Genomic DNA, 14817 nt, shown 5'->3' with positions numbered 1-14817 from the left:
GCAATTGGCGTGCCTATCGTCGTCGTCTTCCTGCTTCGCATCATGTGGAAAGGATAAAATGACTATGTGATGATTTGAATGGCGGCATGCCTACCCAACCAGACACCCTTCAACAAATGGAACTCGTCAAATCAGTTGATCAACTCGACAACTATTATGCGGCTGCTAGCGATGCCCTGACCCTTGTTTTCCTGAACAAAGTGCTGACAACAACCAAATTTAGAACACCTGTAATTGCAGCCACTGCGAAGGCCATCGTGTAGTTGCCCGAGAAATCATAGAGCGCACCGCCCATATATCCTCCGATTGCATGACCAAACCAGCCAAACATCGTGATGATGCCAAAAGCAGCTGCACGCCTTGATGGTGGAATCAATACCCGAATACTAATCAGCACCCCGGTCATGACACCCGCGTATCCAAATCCGTAAATAACCGCATAGATGTAGAACCACTTTAGATTCTCTATATAGGTGAAGCCGAATACCATGACAGTCATCCATAAGGTAGCCGTCATATAGGCCTGTAAAGCACCAATCTTGTCGGCTAATATGCCAAAGGCTAAACGCCCCATAATGGCAACTACCAACATGGTGAATATCACGCTTCCAGCATCTATAGCGCTTATGCCACTGTCCTGTATGAGTGGCACAAGATGCATGAGTGGTACCGCCATGCAGGTGCAACACAAGATGATTGCGACACACATCGTCGTAATGACCACATTGGGAGGGACCGGCATATTCTCGTCATCGGCGATGGTGCTGCTCGACGTATTGTTCAAAGGTGGGGGCTGACGAAGCAGTAGCGCCAATGGAACCAGTGTCAGCAACATGAAAAATCCGATGGCGGAAAACGCGCCACTTATTCCAAGCCTGGCTATCAATACAGACGATATGAACGGGACTGCCCCCTGCCCCAGAGCCTGACCTGCTGAGGCGATGCCAATCGCCATTCCGGCACCCACTGCAAACCAGTTGCCTACCGCCGCCATGATGGGTGGGAATATAGCGCCAGCACCAAAAAAGCCTGCCACGAAAAACACCAGATAATATTGCCAGAGCGTTGTTGCATAAGATGCGAGCAGATAGCACAGTGCTATGACAATGGCACCAAACAGGACTACCGGTCTGGTGCCCCTGCGATCTGCTTGACGTCCCCATACCAGGCCGCCAAAAGCCAACCCCATGATGCCGGCAAAATTGACCAGCGTGATATCCCCGCGCTGCCAGCCAAACTCTTCTTGCATCGGAACAACGAATGCCGACATGCCGTTAACGATAGCGCCCATGGCGATTGCGAGGATCAGCGCAGATGCGCAAACAACAATCCATCGATAGGCTGGCTGTGTATCTATCACACTCATTGATTCGGAACCCGCATCTCTATTCGTACCAATCCGTACGCTAAACAGTCTACCCCACCCAGGCATCATTCTGCATCTTGATGCTTGTTGAGAGAATCACGCGCTAATTCTCGAGTTGTTCGGAATTCCCGAACAACTGCCTCGGAGAGGCAGTATGCGGATCTGAAATCTAAAACCCCTCTGGATTTCCAGATACCAGCGTGAACGGATATCCAGGTTCGCCATCAGTTTTATTGTAGGTATTGTAGTTTCCGTCACTATCCTTAATCACGACGTGACTGTCGCATAGTTCCTCTTCATTGGAAAACATCTGTTGGCAGAACTGACCATCCTCGTTCACTCTCCACGTCAGTTCATTTATGGCGTCACCTTCTGTTATTTTCACAACCTTCCTGCCTTCAGGTCCTAGTGTAGTGAAACGTGCTAATCATTCGAATGATTAGCACGTTTCACTACACTAGATAGTTATACCAGGCATCACCTTCACCAACGAATGTCACGCCTGAATCTCCGATAAGCTCCTCAAACTCCACGATTATTCCGCCATCAGCCACTATCTCGTCAACAGTGGGTGCTGTTGCACATGAGGTCATCGTAAAAACGATGATCGATAGTGCTGGAATATATTTTCCTTTATTCATCGGGCTTCCTCTCCTTTTAAAATAATCTTGTTATTCATGTATCGCTAGATATTTGATTTATTTCCATTTGCAATAGAAATATAACAACAACCACTAAGACCCTGTAATTGTCATACTTATGACGCTTTTTCCGATAAATATTGCGGTCTGTTATCGTCCCTTATTATCATGGGGTTCACCTTGCAATATGAGAGACCAATCGCCATCGGTCACTACCCACTAGGCATCCACGCGATCCCCATGGCTTGGCGGCACTGATGTTACGAGGAATATCAAATCAAATTTCTGGTCGTTTCGAAGCTGGTGAGGGACACCTGCTTCAATATGAATACCTTGCTCCGCTTGGAGTTCGTTCTCCTGGCCATTCACTTCTAGTGATGCGATTCCCGCAAGGACAAAGAAAAACTGCTCTGACTTTTGATGGTAGTGGCGAATTTCCTCACAACCACTTGGCACTCTTTCTTGTATGACACTGAGAGCATGTGTCTTGACCAGATGCCAGCCGTCACAGCCGTCGCCCCATTTATAGTGCTCTGAATTACTCTTAGAGACGATCATTAGCTACACGCAATCTCCGCTATTTCACCCATTATACAAAGAGGGACTATGGCAGCTTCGGGCCGATCAGAGACTACCTTCATCACCAAAAAGAGGCTAAAGACATGCGCTCACAGTGAATTTTGAATCCAGCGCGCGATTAACAGTCAAGCAGCTTTAAAATCTATTTTCTGTACCGCTGTAAGATCTGTTGATTCCCTGGCTTTCCACAGATCAAAGTTGTACTGCATCGCTATCCAGCTTTCGGGTGATCTACCAAGTGCTTTCGACAGTCGCAAAGCCATGGATGGACTGATACCACTATGATGGTTGATAATCCGACTCAGCGTTGAAGCGGATACTCCCAGGTTGTCTGCAAGCATGCGCACGCTAATATCGAACGGTTCGATATACGTTTCGCGAATAAAGTCACCAGGATGCGGAGGGTTGTGCATTCTCATCAGTGATAATCCTCATAATCAAGCAACTGCACATTGCCATCTGTGAATTTAAATGTGAGCCGCCAATTCCCACTCACCGATATAGACCATCGTCCATTCAACTTTCCCTTCAGCGGATGCAATCGATATCCAGGCACGTCCATGTCGTCGATATTAGTTGATGTATCCAGCGCAGCCAGCATCAACCGCAGTCTGTTCTCATGTCCCGCCTGAATACCTTTTTTGCTACCAGATTCGAAAAACTGTTTTAGTCCTCTGTGCCGAATCGAAGTGATCATGCTTCGCACCATAGCATGTTGCGCACCACGCAACAATAGCCGCAGATCCTGTTAACTGGATCTGTGATTGACTTTGATAAAAAGGGCTCCGTGCTCTGTATCCACTAACCTTTCCAACGACCGGTTAGGGCACTCCAGAGACATTCGGCGACAAACATGGACAACGTACGTTTTCATACCACTGGACTTAAGACCCCGGTGTTAGCCTGCCTCCCAATGTTGCTGACTGAGTTGAATCTAGCCTTGCCCATCTGCCAGCGGTTTGACTCGCCTAACCAATACCAGTAACAATACCCACCGATCAGTCGCCAGATATTACTGAACAGATGTCCGATATCGACCCGGATAAGGATCAGTTATCCCCTTATCGTAGCTTCTCAGTTACCGAGTGGGCTCGGCTGCGTAAAAATACGCCGCTGCCTTTGAGCGAGGAGGAGCTGACAGAACTGCGCGGCATGAACGAGCGGGTATCTCTGGACGAAGTCGCCCAGGTTTATCTGCCACTGTCACGCCTGCTGAGCTTTTATGTTGCCTCCATTCAGCAACTCAATGAAGGCACCCAGCAGTTCATGGGAACCAACACCAAGCAGGTCCCCTTTATCATCGGCATCGCAGGATCTGTCGCCGTGGGTAAAAGCACGGTCGCTCGAGTCCTGCAGACGCTGCTGGCACGATGGCCAGAGCACCCCAAGGTCGATCTGATCTCTACCGATGGTTTTTTGTACCCAACCGCCGAGCTCGAAAAACGCAAACTGATGCATCGTAAGGGCTTCCCGGAAAGCTTCGATCGCGCTGCTCTGATCGACTTCCTGACCGCCGTCAAAAGTGGCCGCGGCGCACTTCAGGCTCCCATCTACTCGCACCGCCTCTACGATCGGATCGAGAATGAATTCATTGAGGTTGACCAGCCGGACATATTGATCGTCGAAGGCCTCAATGTGCTGCAAAGTGGCAAGATGCGCCTCGGAGAATCGCAGATTTTCATCTCGGACTATTTCGACTTTTCCATCTATATCGATGCCGATCTGGATGTCTTGCGACAATGGTATGTGAAGCGTTTTTTAAACCTGCGATCAACCGTTTTCAGCCAGCCCGATGCGTATTTCAAGGACTACGCAAAACTCGGCGAAAGCGAAGCCATCGAGACCGCCAACCGAATCTGGCGCACGATCAACCAGGTGAACCTGCACGAGAACATTGAACCCACCAAGTATCGTGCAAAACTGATACTGCATAAGGGACCGACGCACGCCATCGACGCCGTTCACTTGCGAAAGCTGTAATTCCGGCCTGCTCGAGCAAGCGATCTGTCATGAATGACTCTTAAGTGAAGGCTCAAACGTGCCTCACGTCATTTCCGAAACTTATCGCCCGCTATCCAGTTCAACCAGCTTGCGTAACTCTTCCGAGATGATATTGAACTCATCCGCCCTGGCCTGCTGTTCGGCATAACCCTGCACAATGACAGCGCCAGGATCCTCCTCGCCGTCGTTGACGCTGGCCCGTTCATTCAGCCAGCCAAGCAAGGCTTTCTGTTCGCCGGGATCGGTGGAAAGTCTGGCCAGCAGATGCGACAGGATATAGCGATGCGCACTCAAGCGCCCTTCCACTTCCTCTTCGTTCATCTGCGTAACCTGCCTCGGCCTGTTATCTGCGTTGTCGTTCTGAGTCATTGACGGTACCTCCAGTTACGTTCATGGCTGTCGTTATCCTACTCTCCATGGCACCTGACCATCAAACTGTTCCCTATTCTGCAAACCAGCAAAGTCGACCTATCGACTCAGCAAAGCATCAACGACATCACCGGATATCGACTGCGACAAGCTCGAAAAATCCCCCTCCTGAAACATGGCGCTGGCAGCGTCGTTAATGACACGATGAGTGGCGCGCGCCAGTGCCGACCCCAGGGAGATACGCGCAACCCCTGCAGCGGCGAACTGTGCTCGTGTGTGTTGCGTAAAAGACCCTGCTGCCAGAGCGTTCACCGGCAGCTTCGTGGCAGCGCAGACGCGAGCCTGATCCTCCAGCGTCCCGGGCAACGGCACATACACACAATCAGCACCCGCAGCTTCGTATCCTGCAAGCCTTGCCAGTGCTTCGTCGAGATCGTATTGCCCATTCATCACTCCATCGGCCCGTGCCACCAACATGAAGTCTCCCGGCAGTGCACGTGCTGCCGCACTGGCCGCTCGTATACGTTCTATAGCGAGCGTACGCTCGTATACGCTCGCTAAAGGCAGTGCCGTGTCTTCAATGGAAATACCGGCAAGGCCAACTTCATAGGCGAGTTTCACCGTCGTGGCGCAACTATCAGGATCGTCGCCAAAACCGTTCTCGAAGTCGCCGGAGACCGGCACCTTGACGGCGGCTATCAGGCTGCTGGCATGAGCCAGCGCCTCGTCCCGTGTCACATGCCCCATATCCGGCCGACCCAGCGTGAACGCATGTGCAGCCGAGGAGGTGCCGATGGCTTCGGCACCGAGTGATTCAAGCATTCTTGCCGACCCGGCATCCCAGGCATTGGCAAGGATGAAGGGATTTCCGGGGCGATGCAATTGGCGGAAACGTGAACCTGCGTCGTTGTTCATGGGCGTGTCTCTCCAGTGATGCGGCATACGGTCTTCAGTTAGAGCTTACCGTGCATCCCAGATCTGCTCAAACCTGCCGATAAAACCCATTCGCACGCCAACCGCTATACTCCCACCGCATCAAACCAGGCACTTACCTATGACAACACTGTTAACCATTTCAATCGGGTTTTCAGTGGTCAGCGCCCTGATGCTACTGGGCACATACTCGCTGCTCTATCATCGCTGGAACAAATCCTGGACATCGATAGCGACCGCTGCAATTCTGCTGCTGACCTTTTGCGTCACCCAGTTGCTGCATCTGCAACACATCGACAACCCGGAAGACTTGTTCGCATCCAAGTGGTACTCCACGCTGATCCTGCTGTCGTCACCGGCGTTCTATCTGTTCCTGCGCGAGTACCTGCTGGTCGATGCCAGGCTGACGCTGCGATCTTGCCTGCATGCGATCCCCCTCTTGTTAAACCTGTTTATCGATAATCGATTCACCATTCCAGCCGCCTTCGTCCTGGGCGCGACCTATATGGCCATCTCGCTGTTTCAGCTCTACCAACTGCGCGATAAACGCCAGCGCTTCAGGATCGAGTTGTTTGCTGTTGCCTTCTTTTTACTAACGGCGGTTGTCATCAGCGTATTAGCTGCGGTTGCAACGATCGATGCCAGCCTGTTCGTCACCGGCTATGGCCTGCTGATCGGTCTGTCGTTTCTGGTGGTGCTGGTAACCCTGCTGGTCTTTCCGGATGTGGCCACCAATCTGGGTGAAGCCGCCGAGGTTCGATACGCCAAAACGACACTCACGCAAGTCAATCGCCCTGTGGAACTGGTCAGGCTGAGCGCACTGATGGTGGAGGACAAACTCTACCGTAATGAGAACCTGTCACTATCAATGGTGGCGGAACACCTGGGACTGTCGCAGCACCAGCTGTCCGAGCTGATCAATGCCGAACATGGTTACGGTTTCTCGCAATTCATACGCGAGCATCGTATCAACGATGCCAAGCAGCAACTGCTGACCGAGCCCACAGCGTCAGTGCTGGCCATCAGTCTGGCCGCAGGATTCACATCACAGTCCAGCTTCTATACCGCCTTCAGCCAGATTGTCGGCGAGTCACCTGGCAAGTACCGTAAACGGCATCAGGCGTAGCCCGAATTCGGCAACCCGTTCGACCTCTGGAGCAATCTCCAACTTCCAATCTGATCATTCTGGAACCACATAACCAACTGATAATATAGGAAATAATATATATCTGCTCTGCACTTATCGGCTCGGACGCCTTGTGCAATTCCCATGGCAATAATGGCCTCGGTTTAAACAAATCCCATCAATTACCGAGAAATATTTCCATGCTTACACTGACTTACGCAACCTACATTCTGCTTGTAATTCTAATTACCGTTCTGGTCGCCAGAACATTGAGCAAGAATGGCAGCATCTTTCTGGTCGACGGCTTCGGCGGCAATGAGGCGCTGGCCAATTCGATCAACCACCTACTGGTTGTCGGCTTCTATCTGATCAATCTGGGCTTTGCGCTGTTGCAGCTAGAAACTCGACGCTCCATTGAAGATCTGGATCAGGCACTGGTCTTCCTGAGCTCCAAACTGGGCTTTGTCCTGTTGATTCTCGGCCTTGCTCACTTCTTCAACCTGTTCGTCATCAGCCGCTTCAAGACCACACAACAGAATCGAATGGAGTTGCGCAAGATGGTCGAAGGTCAACAGATAGCACCAGCGACCACTGATGCCTAGGCTGTCAACCTTTGCCATGCATGAACCACAAGAGAGGCCTATTACCTTACTGGCCTGCATAGGCATGAAAAGTGTAGTATTGTTTGGGCTTATTGTCCCAAATGGAAAAATCACGATGTCTACGAAACTCCTCACTAAAGCTGTAGCGGTATCACTCATGCTGACACTGGTTGCTTGCAGTGACAACGATGACTCCGATAACGGCTCGAGCGATTTCAATCCGGATCTTGACAGCAACATCACCCCCGGAATACCCGGTGGCGATACCACCTCAATCGCCGGTCTTTGGGATGGCTCTACAACCGTTGATGAAGTTGAAAACACCGTCTACTGGAATATTGCGTCAAATGGCGTGTTGACCCGGTACGACTATCAACAAGACGGCACAGCCGATTCTTCAGGGGAAAACTGCTACGTCATTGGAGATCCGATTACCCTCACACCAGAAGGTGGTGATTCATACTCCATTGCCGATGTGGCGTCAACAATCGTACGTAGTGATGATAATTTGACCGTGACACTTGCCGAAGAAGACAAGAACGACCTCGACGAGGACGGTGATGTAACAGAAAATCTAACGTTGGATCTGACTCTGCTGACCACACCGACACTGGCAGATTTGAACAGTTGCTCCAGTGAAGAGGCAGCCCCCGAGACAGATGAAGAAACAGGGAACGATTCACCTAACCTGGACGATCAGGCTGGATCGGGACTGCCCTCTTTTGGCGCAGATAGACCAACCATGTCAACACTGGATTGCGAATATGAAGGAGGCACTATCGTGGGCGATATTGGAGATGGCTCAATCAATGATGCCGATTATCGGTGTGAATCCGGGCAATCACCAATAGCCAACATTCTGGATCCCGACGGTGTGCCAGTACACACCGAAGGTGCTGTTTGTTGCGTCTAACAGGAAAGCTCTGTTCGTAGGTAGCTTTCCAGACAGACTCGACAGCAGCTCTTTGCTGTCGAGTCTCATGACTTGCATTGTTTCAATTACAGATTTCAGAAATTTCCTAGGCGGCCTCAGGCGGCTCATCTTCACCGGGCCGGAATTGGCGATCAAGGTGATCGGCAAACGCCCTGCAGGCATCAGTTGCGGTGAAGATACCCGCCAGACGCCCATGGGTGGTAACCACCGCGGCACTCAGATGCTCATATGCCATCTCACGCAGCACCGCATGCAGCGGCTGATCCAGATCGACGCTGTAGTAATCACGATCAGCGAGCACCTGTTTGACGGTGACTTGATCAGGATCTGTTCCTTCGGCCAGTTTTTCAGTTGCGCTATCGATATCCATAATATCCAATAGGCCCGTCAGCTGGTGCGAGGATGTAACCGGCAGATGTCTGACACCATGCTCCTGCATCATTTCCCTGGCTTCAGTCAGCGACGCTGTCGATTCCACCGAATAAGGAAACGGGGTCATGATGGATTTCAGCAACGGTTCTTTCATAACGGCGACTCCAGGTTTGACGGTAGTGTGCGCGTATTGAACAAGCTCATAGAATGCTAGCAGAATAAATTCGCCGCGCTGGCTCGGCACGGACGCTGCTCAGATTCAAGCCTATAAAACCGTTATTCGGCGTCACGACTCCGACTCATCCCCGAGCAAACCTTGCCAGGGATCATCTGACAACAATTTTTTACCCCGGTGCTCGCTCGTTGATTCGGCATCTAGCAACATTTGTGCTGCTATTTGTTCATTTCACCTCGAAATAGCAAATTTCAGGTTGCTTTTATTTGATTCTGGACACTCTTTCCAAACCTTAACCGTCCTATCATCTCAGAGGTGAACCAAGCGTCAGACTCCGCCCCTGTCGCATCCGCTACAATATCTGACTATTCCGAATATCACCCCCTATGTCCTCAAATCACCTTGCTGCAGGTCGACAGTTCAGACTGTCTGCACTATTGATCAGCATTCTCCTTGGCGTGCTATCCGGCTGCAGTGACAGTAGCGATAGTGATGAACCAACGACCCAAGTGCCAGATGCCTCGCTTACCCCTTTGGTACTCGAACCACTACCCAATCCGCCATTGACGGAAGCCCCTTCTGCCGATGATGAGCCCGTGCCGTTCGATTCAGTATTCCATACCGTCACCGACTACGCCCTGGTTCGCGACACCGGACCTCGGATCGATGATGAAATCATCGCAGATCTGACGGAAGCGGACTTCTCGGCCGGCTTGCCGGAAGCCGAGATAACCGTGCCTGCCGAGGTAGATACGGCCAGCAACGGCGCGCCGTTTTTCGAGGGGCTGTCCAATGTACGTGTAGAGGCCGGACAACGACTGGAAATTCGTTACGTGCCGCGTGACCCGGAAGGGGAACTGCCGGGGATGTTCCCACTGGCACTGCCTGAAGGCGCTACCTTTGATGACAACTTCGACGGCACTAAAACCTTGAACTGGCAGACCTACCAGGCCGATATCGGCATCACCGGCTTCACCGTAGTGGCCATCGATCCGGACAATGGCGAGTATCGTAGCTCGCAGACGGTGCTGATCGCAATCGACCCACCATCTGATCCTGCCAGCGTGCCAAACATTGCACCCTCTATCGTGCCAATAGCCACCTACACCGTCAGAGCTGGCGATCCCGTATCCATCTTCATCATCGGTACCGACCGCAATGGCACGACCCCTAGCATCGAGCTGGTTGACCCACCTGCGAACGCGATCCTGACGCCCGATGCGCGTACGCCTGAATGGCAAATCCTGCATGCCGTGCCAGAGACCGCAGGCACCCTCATCATCGATGTATTGACCCGTGATGCCGACGATCCATCACTGACCGGACTCGACCAGATCACTCTGAACGTGGTTGAACCTGCAGACTTTGAGCGCAGCGGCGAACGCCTGAAAGCAGCTGCAGCAGGTTCAAACGTCCAGTTCGGCAGCGCCATATCCCCGGTGTTCTACATGCAGGCAGACGGTGCGCTCTACGAGTCGATCGCAGCCAGCGAGTTTGGTGTCATGTCACCGGAGAGCTCCATGAAGTGGATCGCAATAAACCCTGTGCCAGGGCAATTCGAGTTCGCCGACATGGACAACCTGATCAGCTTTGCCAAAGCCAACGACATGCAGGTACGTGGTCATCCACTGGTATGGCATCGTAGTCTGCCCGATTGGGTGGAGCAGAGCGAGGTTGAAGATCGCGAAGTTCATATGCGTGAATTCATCACCCGCGTCATGAATCGCTACAGTGACGATGTCACCTACTGGGATGTCATCAACGAGCCGGTAGCGGACGACGGTGGCATGCGTGATTCCCTGTGGTTTGAAGCGATGGGAGAGCAATACATCGATATCGCTTTCGCCCAGGCTCGTGAGCTGGACCCCACTGCTGTACTGGTACTCAACGAATACGACATCGGCTTTGCCGGACCTAAGTTTGACGGCCTGTTAAGCCTGCTGGACAGACTGGAGGCACGTGAAGTACCCGTGGATGCCGTCGGATTCCAATTACACGTCTTCTCAAGCTTCGACCAGTTCGATGAGCTGGCGGCCAACATGGCAGCAATTGCAGAACGTGGACTCGATATTCATATCACCGAGCTGGATGTTGCCATTGTCAACGACGATAGCGAGCAAACTCAGGCTGATGTATACAGCAGCATCGTCGACACCTGTCTGGCACAGGTGCGCTGCACCGTGATTCAGAGCTGGGGCTTTACGGATCGTTATTCGTTTCGAACCACCCAGTCACCGCTTTATCTGAATACTGACTATGTGACCAAGCCTGCTTATCAGGCATTGCAGGAAGCTTTAGGCGGAAACTAAGAGACCAACTTCATGAAATGCCATGAAGTTGACTACCGCTTCTTCGGCGCTGAGGGCTTTATCCTGCAGCGCCTCAGAGGCGATGCTTACTCACGCTTCCAACGGCAAACAAATCAACGTCTCAAGCTTCGCAGGCAACGTATTGTAAGGCGCATTCAGATAAACCTCATGACAAGGGTTATCACGTGCATCGTGCGCCGAGCTTCGCAACCAGTGTCGATACAGCCAGCGATAGCTGTCCGATAACAGAGCATAGGGCCCGGTATGCAGACAGGTGGCATGCAGACCTCTTGCACCTCGTACCCTTCGGGTACCTGAAAGTCCAGCGCCACGGGAATACCAGCGAAGGATCGGCAACGCTCCATGGGTACGATATCCGGATCATCGAAATAGACGCCTGGCGAACGCCTGTCTGTCGGTGGCAGGCATTGCCGAGGCTGAATCCGACTCCCCCCCACCTCGATAGTGACAAGTTGACATTCGCACTTGTCGGCTCGTCCCCTGCAGAAAAATGCAGCTCCGCCCCTTTGTTCCCAGCATCAGCCCGAAACTTCCCCGGTGACAAGCCGTAGGTGCGAGAAAACAGTCGTGTGAACGCCTGCAGGTTCTCGAACCCGGACTCCGAGGCCCTCTGCACTATGGCCGTGAATATGATCGATGACGCGCTGGATACGCTGTGCATGTCGCTGCTGCGTTGTCTTCAAATGGGGATACCCAGGCTTTGCAGAAATTCCTTCTCAGTCATTCGCGTTCGTGATTCAGCCTTATCGAAACGGTACCAGTCTGGTTGGGAGTCGACATAGATTTCACTGTCGAAAGACATATCATCAGGAAGTTCCAGCATACCCGCGGCCAGCATATAAGCGCCTTCCGCACTGAATTCCCCTGGCAACAGGTGATAGAAGAGATTACTGCCACATTGACTGCAAAAGCCGCGTTCAGCAAAATCCGATGAACGAAAGCGGGTAATGGACTCTTCGCCAGTGATTGTCGGTTGTCCTTCAGCATGCACCGCAAACATCGGTCCTCCGCACCAACGTCGGCACGTCTCACAGTGACAGCTGCCAACACTGGCCGCGGCCTTCGCATGGATCCCAACAGCGCCACACACACATTTTCCGTGATATTCGTTCATCTCGTCATCCTCATCAATTTATGGGAGTTCTTATCTGAACACAGCCACGTTTGACAAATCCTGCGCAGCTTTCGCAGATCCAGCCAGTCACCGGCTGATCACCCACCACCCTGCCGATATTCTGCACGGCAGTCCACTGTCTTTCAAGCGAATGCGACCCTAGCCATGGCACTCAGTCAGATGCAAATACGACATGGTGACTGTGATTCGTAATCTGTATACCCTGCAGAGTCAGGAGTATAGAAGTACTGTGACTCGGGTACAGCCAGTTCACTGCCGGTTTCAAATCGCGCCACCAGATCCGGATTGGCAATGAACGGCACTCCAAAAGCCACGCCATCAGCCAGATCACTATCCAGTGCTTTTTGTGCTGATTCTGGGGAATACCCTCCATTGACCAACACCGGTCCATCGAAATACTTGCGCAGCTGCGGAGTCAGATAATCCAGCTTTGCTACGGCTTTCTCAGTGCCTGGAAGGTGTTCCAGCAAGTGCAGGTAGGCCAGACCAAACTCATTGAGCTGCTTGACTGCCTGAGTGAATGTCTCCTGATACTGACTGTCGCTGACGCCCCATGACACATTGGTGGGCGAAAGCCGAATACCTACTTTGTCAGCACCAATCGCTTTGCACACGGCCGCCACCACCTCTCGCATGAACCTCAAACGGTTGTCAATGTTTCCGCCGTAGTCATCGGTTCGCAAATTACAGCTATCGCGTGTGAATTGATCGATCAGGTAACCGTTGGCAGCGTGAATCTCGACGCCATCCAGGCCGGCATCGATGGCACGACGAGCCGCCCTGGCAAAATTCTGTACCTGTATGCTGATGCCTTCGATTGACAAGGGTCTGGCAGTACCCAGCTCCCGCCCTTCTCCCAAAGGTGTCGCGTGTTTTCCCTTTGGACGTATAGCCGAAGAGGAAACGGCCTTATCGCCGTCGAGAAAATCCGGATGCACGGTTGCACCCATGTGCCAGAGTTGTACAAACAACTTGCCACCGGCTTGATGAACCGACTCTGCTACGCTCGACCACCCTGCCTGTTGCTCATCGTTGAACAGACCGGGTGAGTTCAACCATCCACGACCGTCTGCGCTGACTGCGGTAGCCTCGGCAATGAGCAACCCTGCGCTAGCCCTTTGAGCGTAGTACGTCGCCATTAACTCTCCGGGTACACCTGAGCTGCCGGCACGTCCTCGGGTCATCGGCGCCATGATGATTCGGTTCTTCAACGTCACAGCCCCCAGATTCATGGGATCGTAAATCGTTGTCATGAGAAGACTCCTGTTTTATAGAGTAGGCGGGTATTGCCCTGCTCGACAAGGATTGTATAGATTCCCGGAGTGATGGAAAATTCGCAATAAACGCATTGCAACTGTGCAAAAATGCGGGATGAATAATTGGGACGACATTCGCTATTTTCTGGCCGTGACCCGCTCTGGCAGCGTGTCGGGGGCGGCCAAAGTCCTGGGAGTCAATCACTCCACCGTTACCCGTCGTATCCAGAGTTTCGAAGCGAAACACGGCGTTGAGCTGTTCATCCGGCAACGCGACGGCTATGAAATGACGGAGGCTGCCGATACAATCCTCGAACAGGCGCAGCAGATGGAGGAGCAGTCACAGCAGCTTTCACGCACCTTGTATGGTCGGGATAGCCGACTGGAAGGGCCTATCAGTCTGACCATGACACACGACATGTTCGAGTACTGCCTAGCAGAGGATCTGGCGCAGTTTCAGCGAAAACATCCGGGGATAGAATTGAATCTGATTGTCAGCCCGGGACTGCGAAATCTGAATAGCCGTGAGGCTGATCTGGCGATTCGGCTGACACAGGCGCCCCCTGACTATCTGGTAGGACATGAGGTTGCCGGGTTGCAGCACGGCATCTACTCAAGCAGGCAACGGCCCCCCGATGAACCTCTTGGTATTGTATTGTGGCGTGATCAGGAAGCACGACCTGACTGGGTCGCAGAGCATTTTCCCAAAGCCAGTATTGCACTGCGTGTGGATAACCTGTCGAGTATGTACGCGGCTGTGCGCGCAGGCTTCGGTGTAGCCCGCATGCATTGTTATATGCCAGACAGCCTCGACCATGATGACGTGATCAAGCTACCCATCTCGTTGCCCCCTTCAGACTGGTCGGTATGGGTCCTGAGCCATACCGATCTGAGAAAGACCCGACGCGTGCAACTTTGTCGTAAGTTTCTGCTAGACAGGCTCAAAGAGAAACGCGGGCTTTTCGAAGGCGAGCAATCTGTCAGTTAGTATTGAAGGA

General features: G+C 52.4%; 18 protein-coding genes. 6 read left to right on the top strand and 12 right to left on the bottom strand.

The genetic code is table 11. The features are described 5' to 3' along the window. Window positions 1-154: 154 nt before the first annotated feature. The 6 genes from IMCC3135_RS02640 to IMCC3135_RS02615 form a co-directional block, all read right to left on the bottom strand. The gene (locus IMCC3135_RS02640; protein WP_088921646.1) at window positions 155-1366 is read right to left on the bottom strand and encodes an MFS transporter; all 1212 of its coding nucleotides are present in this window, start codon (window positions 1364-1366) and stop codon (window positions 155-157) included. Between the two features lie 169 nt (window positions 1367-1535). Next, window positions 1536-1751 (bottom strand): hypothetical protein, encoded by a 216-nt coding sequence (locus IMCC3135_RS34640; RefSeq protein ID WP_088916172.1) that lies wholly within the window; start codon window positions 1749-1751, stop codon window positions 1536-1538. A 67-nt stretch (window positions 1752-1818) separates the two neighbouring features. Next, window positions 1819-2007 carry a hypothetical protein gene (locus IMCC3135_RS02630; RefSeq protein WP_088916171.1) on the bottom strand — a complete coding sequence of 63 codons (189 nt, stop codon included), beginning with the start codon at window positions 2005-2007 and terminating at the stop codon, window positions 1819-1821. Between the two features lie 219 nt (window positions 2008-2226). Next, window positions 2227-2565: a cupin domain-containing protein gene (locus tag IMCC3135_RS02625; RefSeq protein ID WP_088916170.1), complete on the bottom strand. Its 339-nt coding sequence runs from the start codon at window positions 2563-2565 to the stop codon at window positions 2227-2229. 146 nt (window positions 2566-2711) lie between these two features. Then, window positions 2712-3005 carry a HigA family addiction module antitoxin gene (locus tag IMCC3135_RS02620; protein WP_088916169.1) on the bottom strand — a complete coding sequence of 98 codons (294 nt, stop codon included), beginning with the start codon at window positions 3003-3005 and terminating at the stop codon, window positions 2712-2714. Next, window positions 3005-3283: a type II toxin-antitoxin system RelE/ParE family toxin gene (locus tag IMCC3135_RS02615; RefSeq protein ID WP_088921645.1), complete on the bottom strand. Its 279-nt coding sequence runs from the start codon at window positions 3281-3283 to the stop codon at window positions 3005-3007. Before IMCC3135_RS02615 ends, IMCC3135_RS02620 begins: the two co-directional genes overlap by 1 nt. Window positions 3284-3609: 326 nt before the next feature. Between IMCC3135_RS02615 and coaA the strand changes: the two genes are divergently transcribed. After that, window positions 3610-4566 (top strand): type I pantothenate kinase, encoded by a 957-nt coding sequence (gene coaA, locus IMCC3135_RS02610; protein WP_088916168.1) that lies wholly within the window; start codon window positions 3610-3612, stop codon window positions 4564-4566. A gap of 81 nt (window positions 4567-4647) precedes the next feature. On the opposite strand, the gene IMCC3135_RS02605 is transcribed toward coaA, so the two are convergent. Together IMCC3135_RS02605 and IMCC3135_RS02600 are read right to left on the bottom strand one after the other, a co-directional pair. Beyond that, the gene (locus IMCC3135_RS02605) at window positions 4648-4956 is read right to left on the bottom strand and encodes a hypothetical protein (protein ID WP_088916167.1); all 309 of its coding nucleotides are present in this window, start codon (window positions 4954-4956) and stop codon (window positions 4648-4650) included. Between the two features lie 99 nt (window positions 4957-5055). Beyond that, a complete protein-coding gene (locus IMCC3135_RS02600; protein WP_088916166.1) occupies window positions 5056-5871 on the bottom strand; it encodes an isocitrate lyase/PEP mutase family protein in 816 nt (271 codons plus the stop codon). A gap of 139 nt (window positions 5872-6010) precedes the next feature. Between IMCC3135_RS02600 and IMCC3135_RS02595 the strand changes: the two genes are divergently transcribed. The 3 genes from IMCC3135_RS02595 (at window position 6011) to IMCC3135_RS02585 (ending at window position 8530) form a co-directional block, all read left to right on the top strand. Next, a complete protein-coding gene (locus tag IMCC3135_RS02595) occupies window positions 6011-7015 on the top strand; it encodes an AraC family transcriptional regulator (RefSeq protein ID WP_088916165.1) in 1005 nt (334 codons plus the stop codon). Window positions 7016-7215: 200 nt separating this feature from the next. Beyond that, window positions 7216-7617, top strand: a complete 402-nt coding sequence (locus tag IMCC3135_RS02590; RefSeq protein ID WP_088916164.1) for a hypothetical protein — start codon at window positions 7216-7218, stop codon at window positions 7615-7617. Window positions 7618-7732: 115 nt separating this feature from the next. Then, window positions 7733-8530 carry a hypothetical protein gene (locus tag IMCC3135_RS02585; protein WP_157735724.1) on the top strand — a complete coding sequence of 266 codons (798 nt, stop codon included), beginning with the start codon at window positions 7733-7735 and terminating at the stop codon, window positions 8528-8530. A 106-nt stretch (window positions 8531-8636) separates the two neighbouring features. On the opposite strand, the gene IMCC3135_RS02580 is transcribed toward IMCC3135_RS02585, so the two are convergent. Beyond that, complete coding sequence (locus IMCC3135_RS02580; protein ID WP_157735723.1) at window positions 8637-9077, bottom strand: CBS domain-containing protein; 441 nt, start codon at window positions 9075-9077, stop codon at window positions 8637-8639. A gap of 407 nt (window positions 9078-9484) precedes the next feature. Here IMCC3135_RS02580 and IMCC3135_RS02575 point away from each other — a divergent pair, with 407 nt between their 5' ends. Then, a complete protein-coding gene (locus IMCC3135_RS02575; RefSeq protein WP_088916161.1) occupies window positions 9485-11407 on the top strand; it encodes an endo-1,4-beta-xylanase in 1923 nt (640 codons plus the stop codon). 90 nt (window positions 11408-11497) lie between these two features. Here IMCC3135_RS02575 and IMCC3135_RS02570 read toward each other — a convergent pair whose 3' ends face one another. From IMCC3135_RS02570 to IMCC3135_RS02560, 3 genes are all read right to left on the bottom strand, one after another. Then, window positions 11498-11764: a GyrI-like domain-containing protein gene (locus tag IMCC3135_RS02570; RefSeq protein ID WP_088916160.1), complete on the bottom strand. Its 267-nt coding sequence runs from the start codon at window positions 11762-11764 to the stop codon at window positions 11498-11500. 343 nt (window positions 11765-12107) lie between these two features. Beyond that, complete coding sequence (locus IMCC3135_RS02565; RefSeq protein WP_088916159.1) at window positions 12108-12542, bottom strand: GFA family protein; 435 nt, start codon at window positions 12540-12542, stop codon at window positions 12108-12110. 176 nt (window positions 12543-12718) lie between these two features. Next, window positions 12719-13816 carry an alkene reductase gene (locus IMCC3135_RS02560; protein WP_088916158.1) on the bottom strand — a complete coding sequence of 366 codons (1098 nt, stop codon included), beginning with the start codon at window positions 13814-13816 and terminating at the stop codon, window positions 12719-12721. Between the two features lie 118 nt (window positions 13817-13934). Between IMCC3135_RS02560 and IMCC3135_RS02555 the strand changes: the two genes are divergently transcribed. Further along, complete coding sequence (locus IMCC3135_RS02555) at window positions 13935-14807, top strand: LysR family transcriptional regulator (RefSeq protein ID WP_088916157.1); 873 nt, start codon at window positions 13935-13937, stop codon at window positions 14805-14807. Window positions 14808-14817: the final 10 nt, after the last annotated feature.

The organism is Granulosicoccus antarcticus IMCC3135, assembly GCF_002215215.1.
Taxonomy (GTDB): domain Bacteria; phylum Pseudomonadota; class Gammaproteobacteria; order Granulosicoccales; family Granulosicoccaceae; genus Granulosicoccus; species Granulosicoccus antarcticus.
This window is presented reverse-complemented; position numbering and strand designations above follow the sequence as displayed.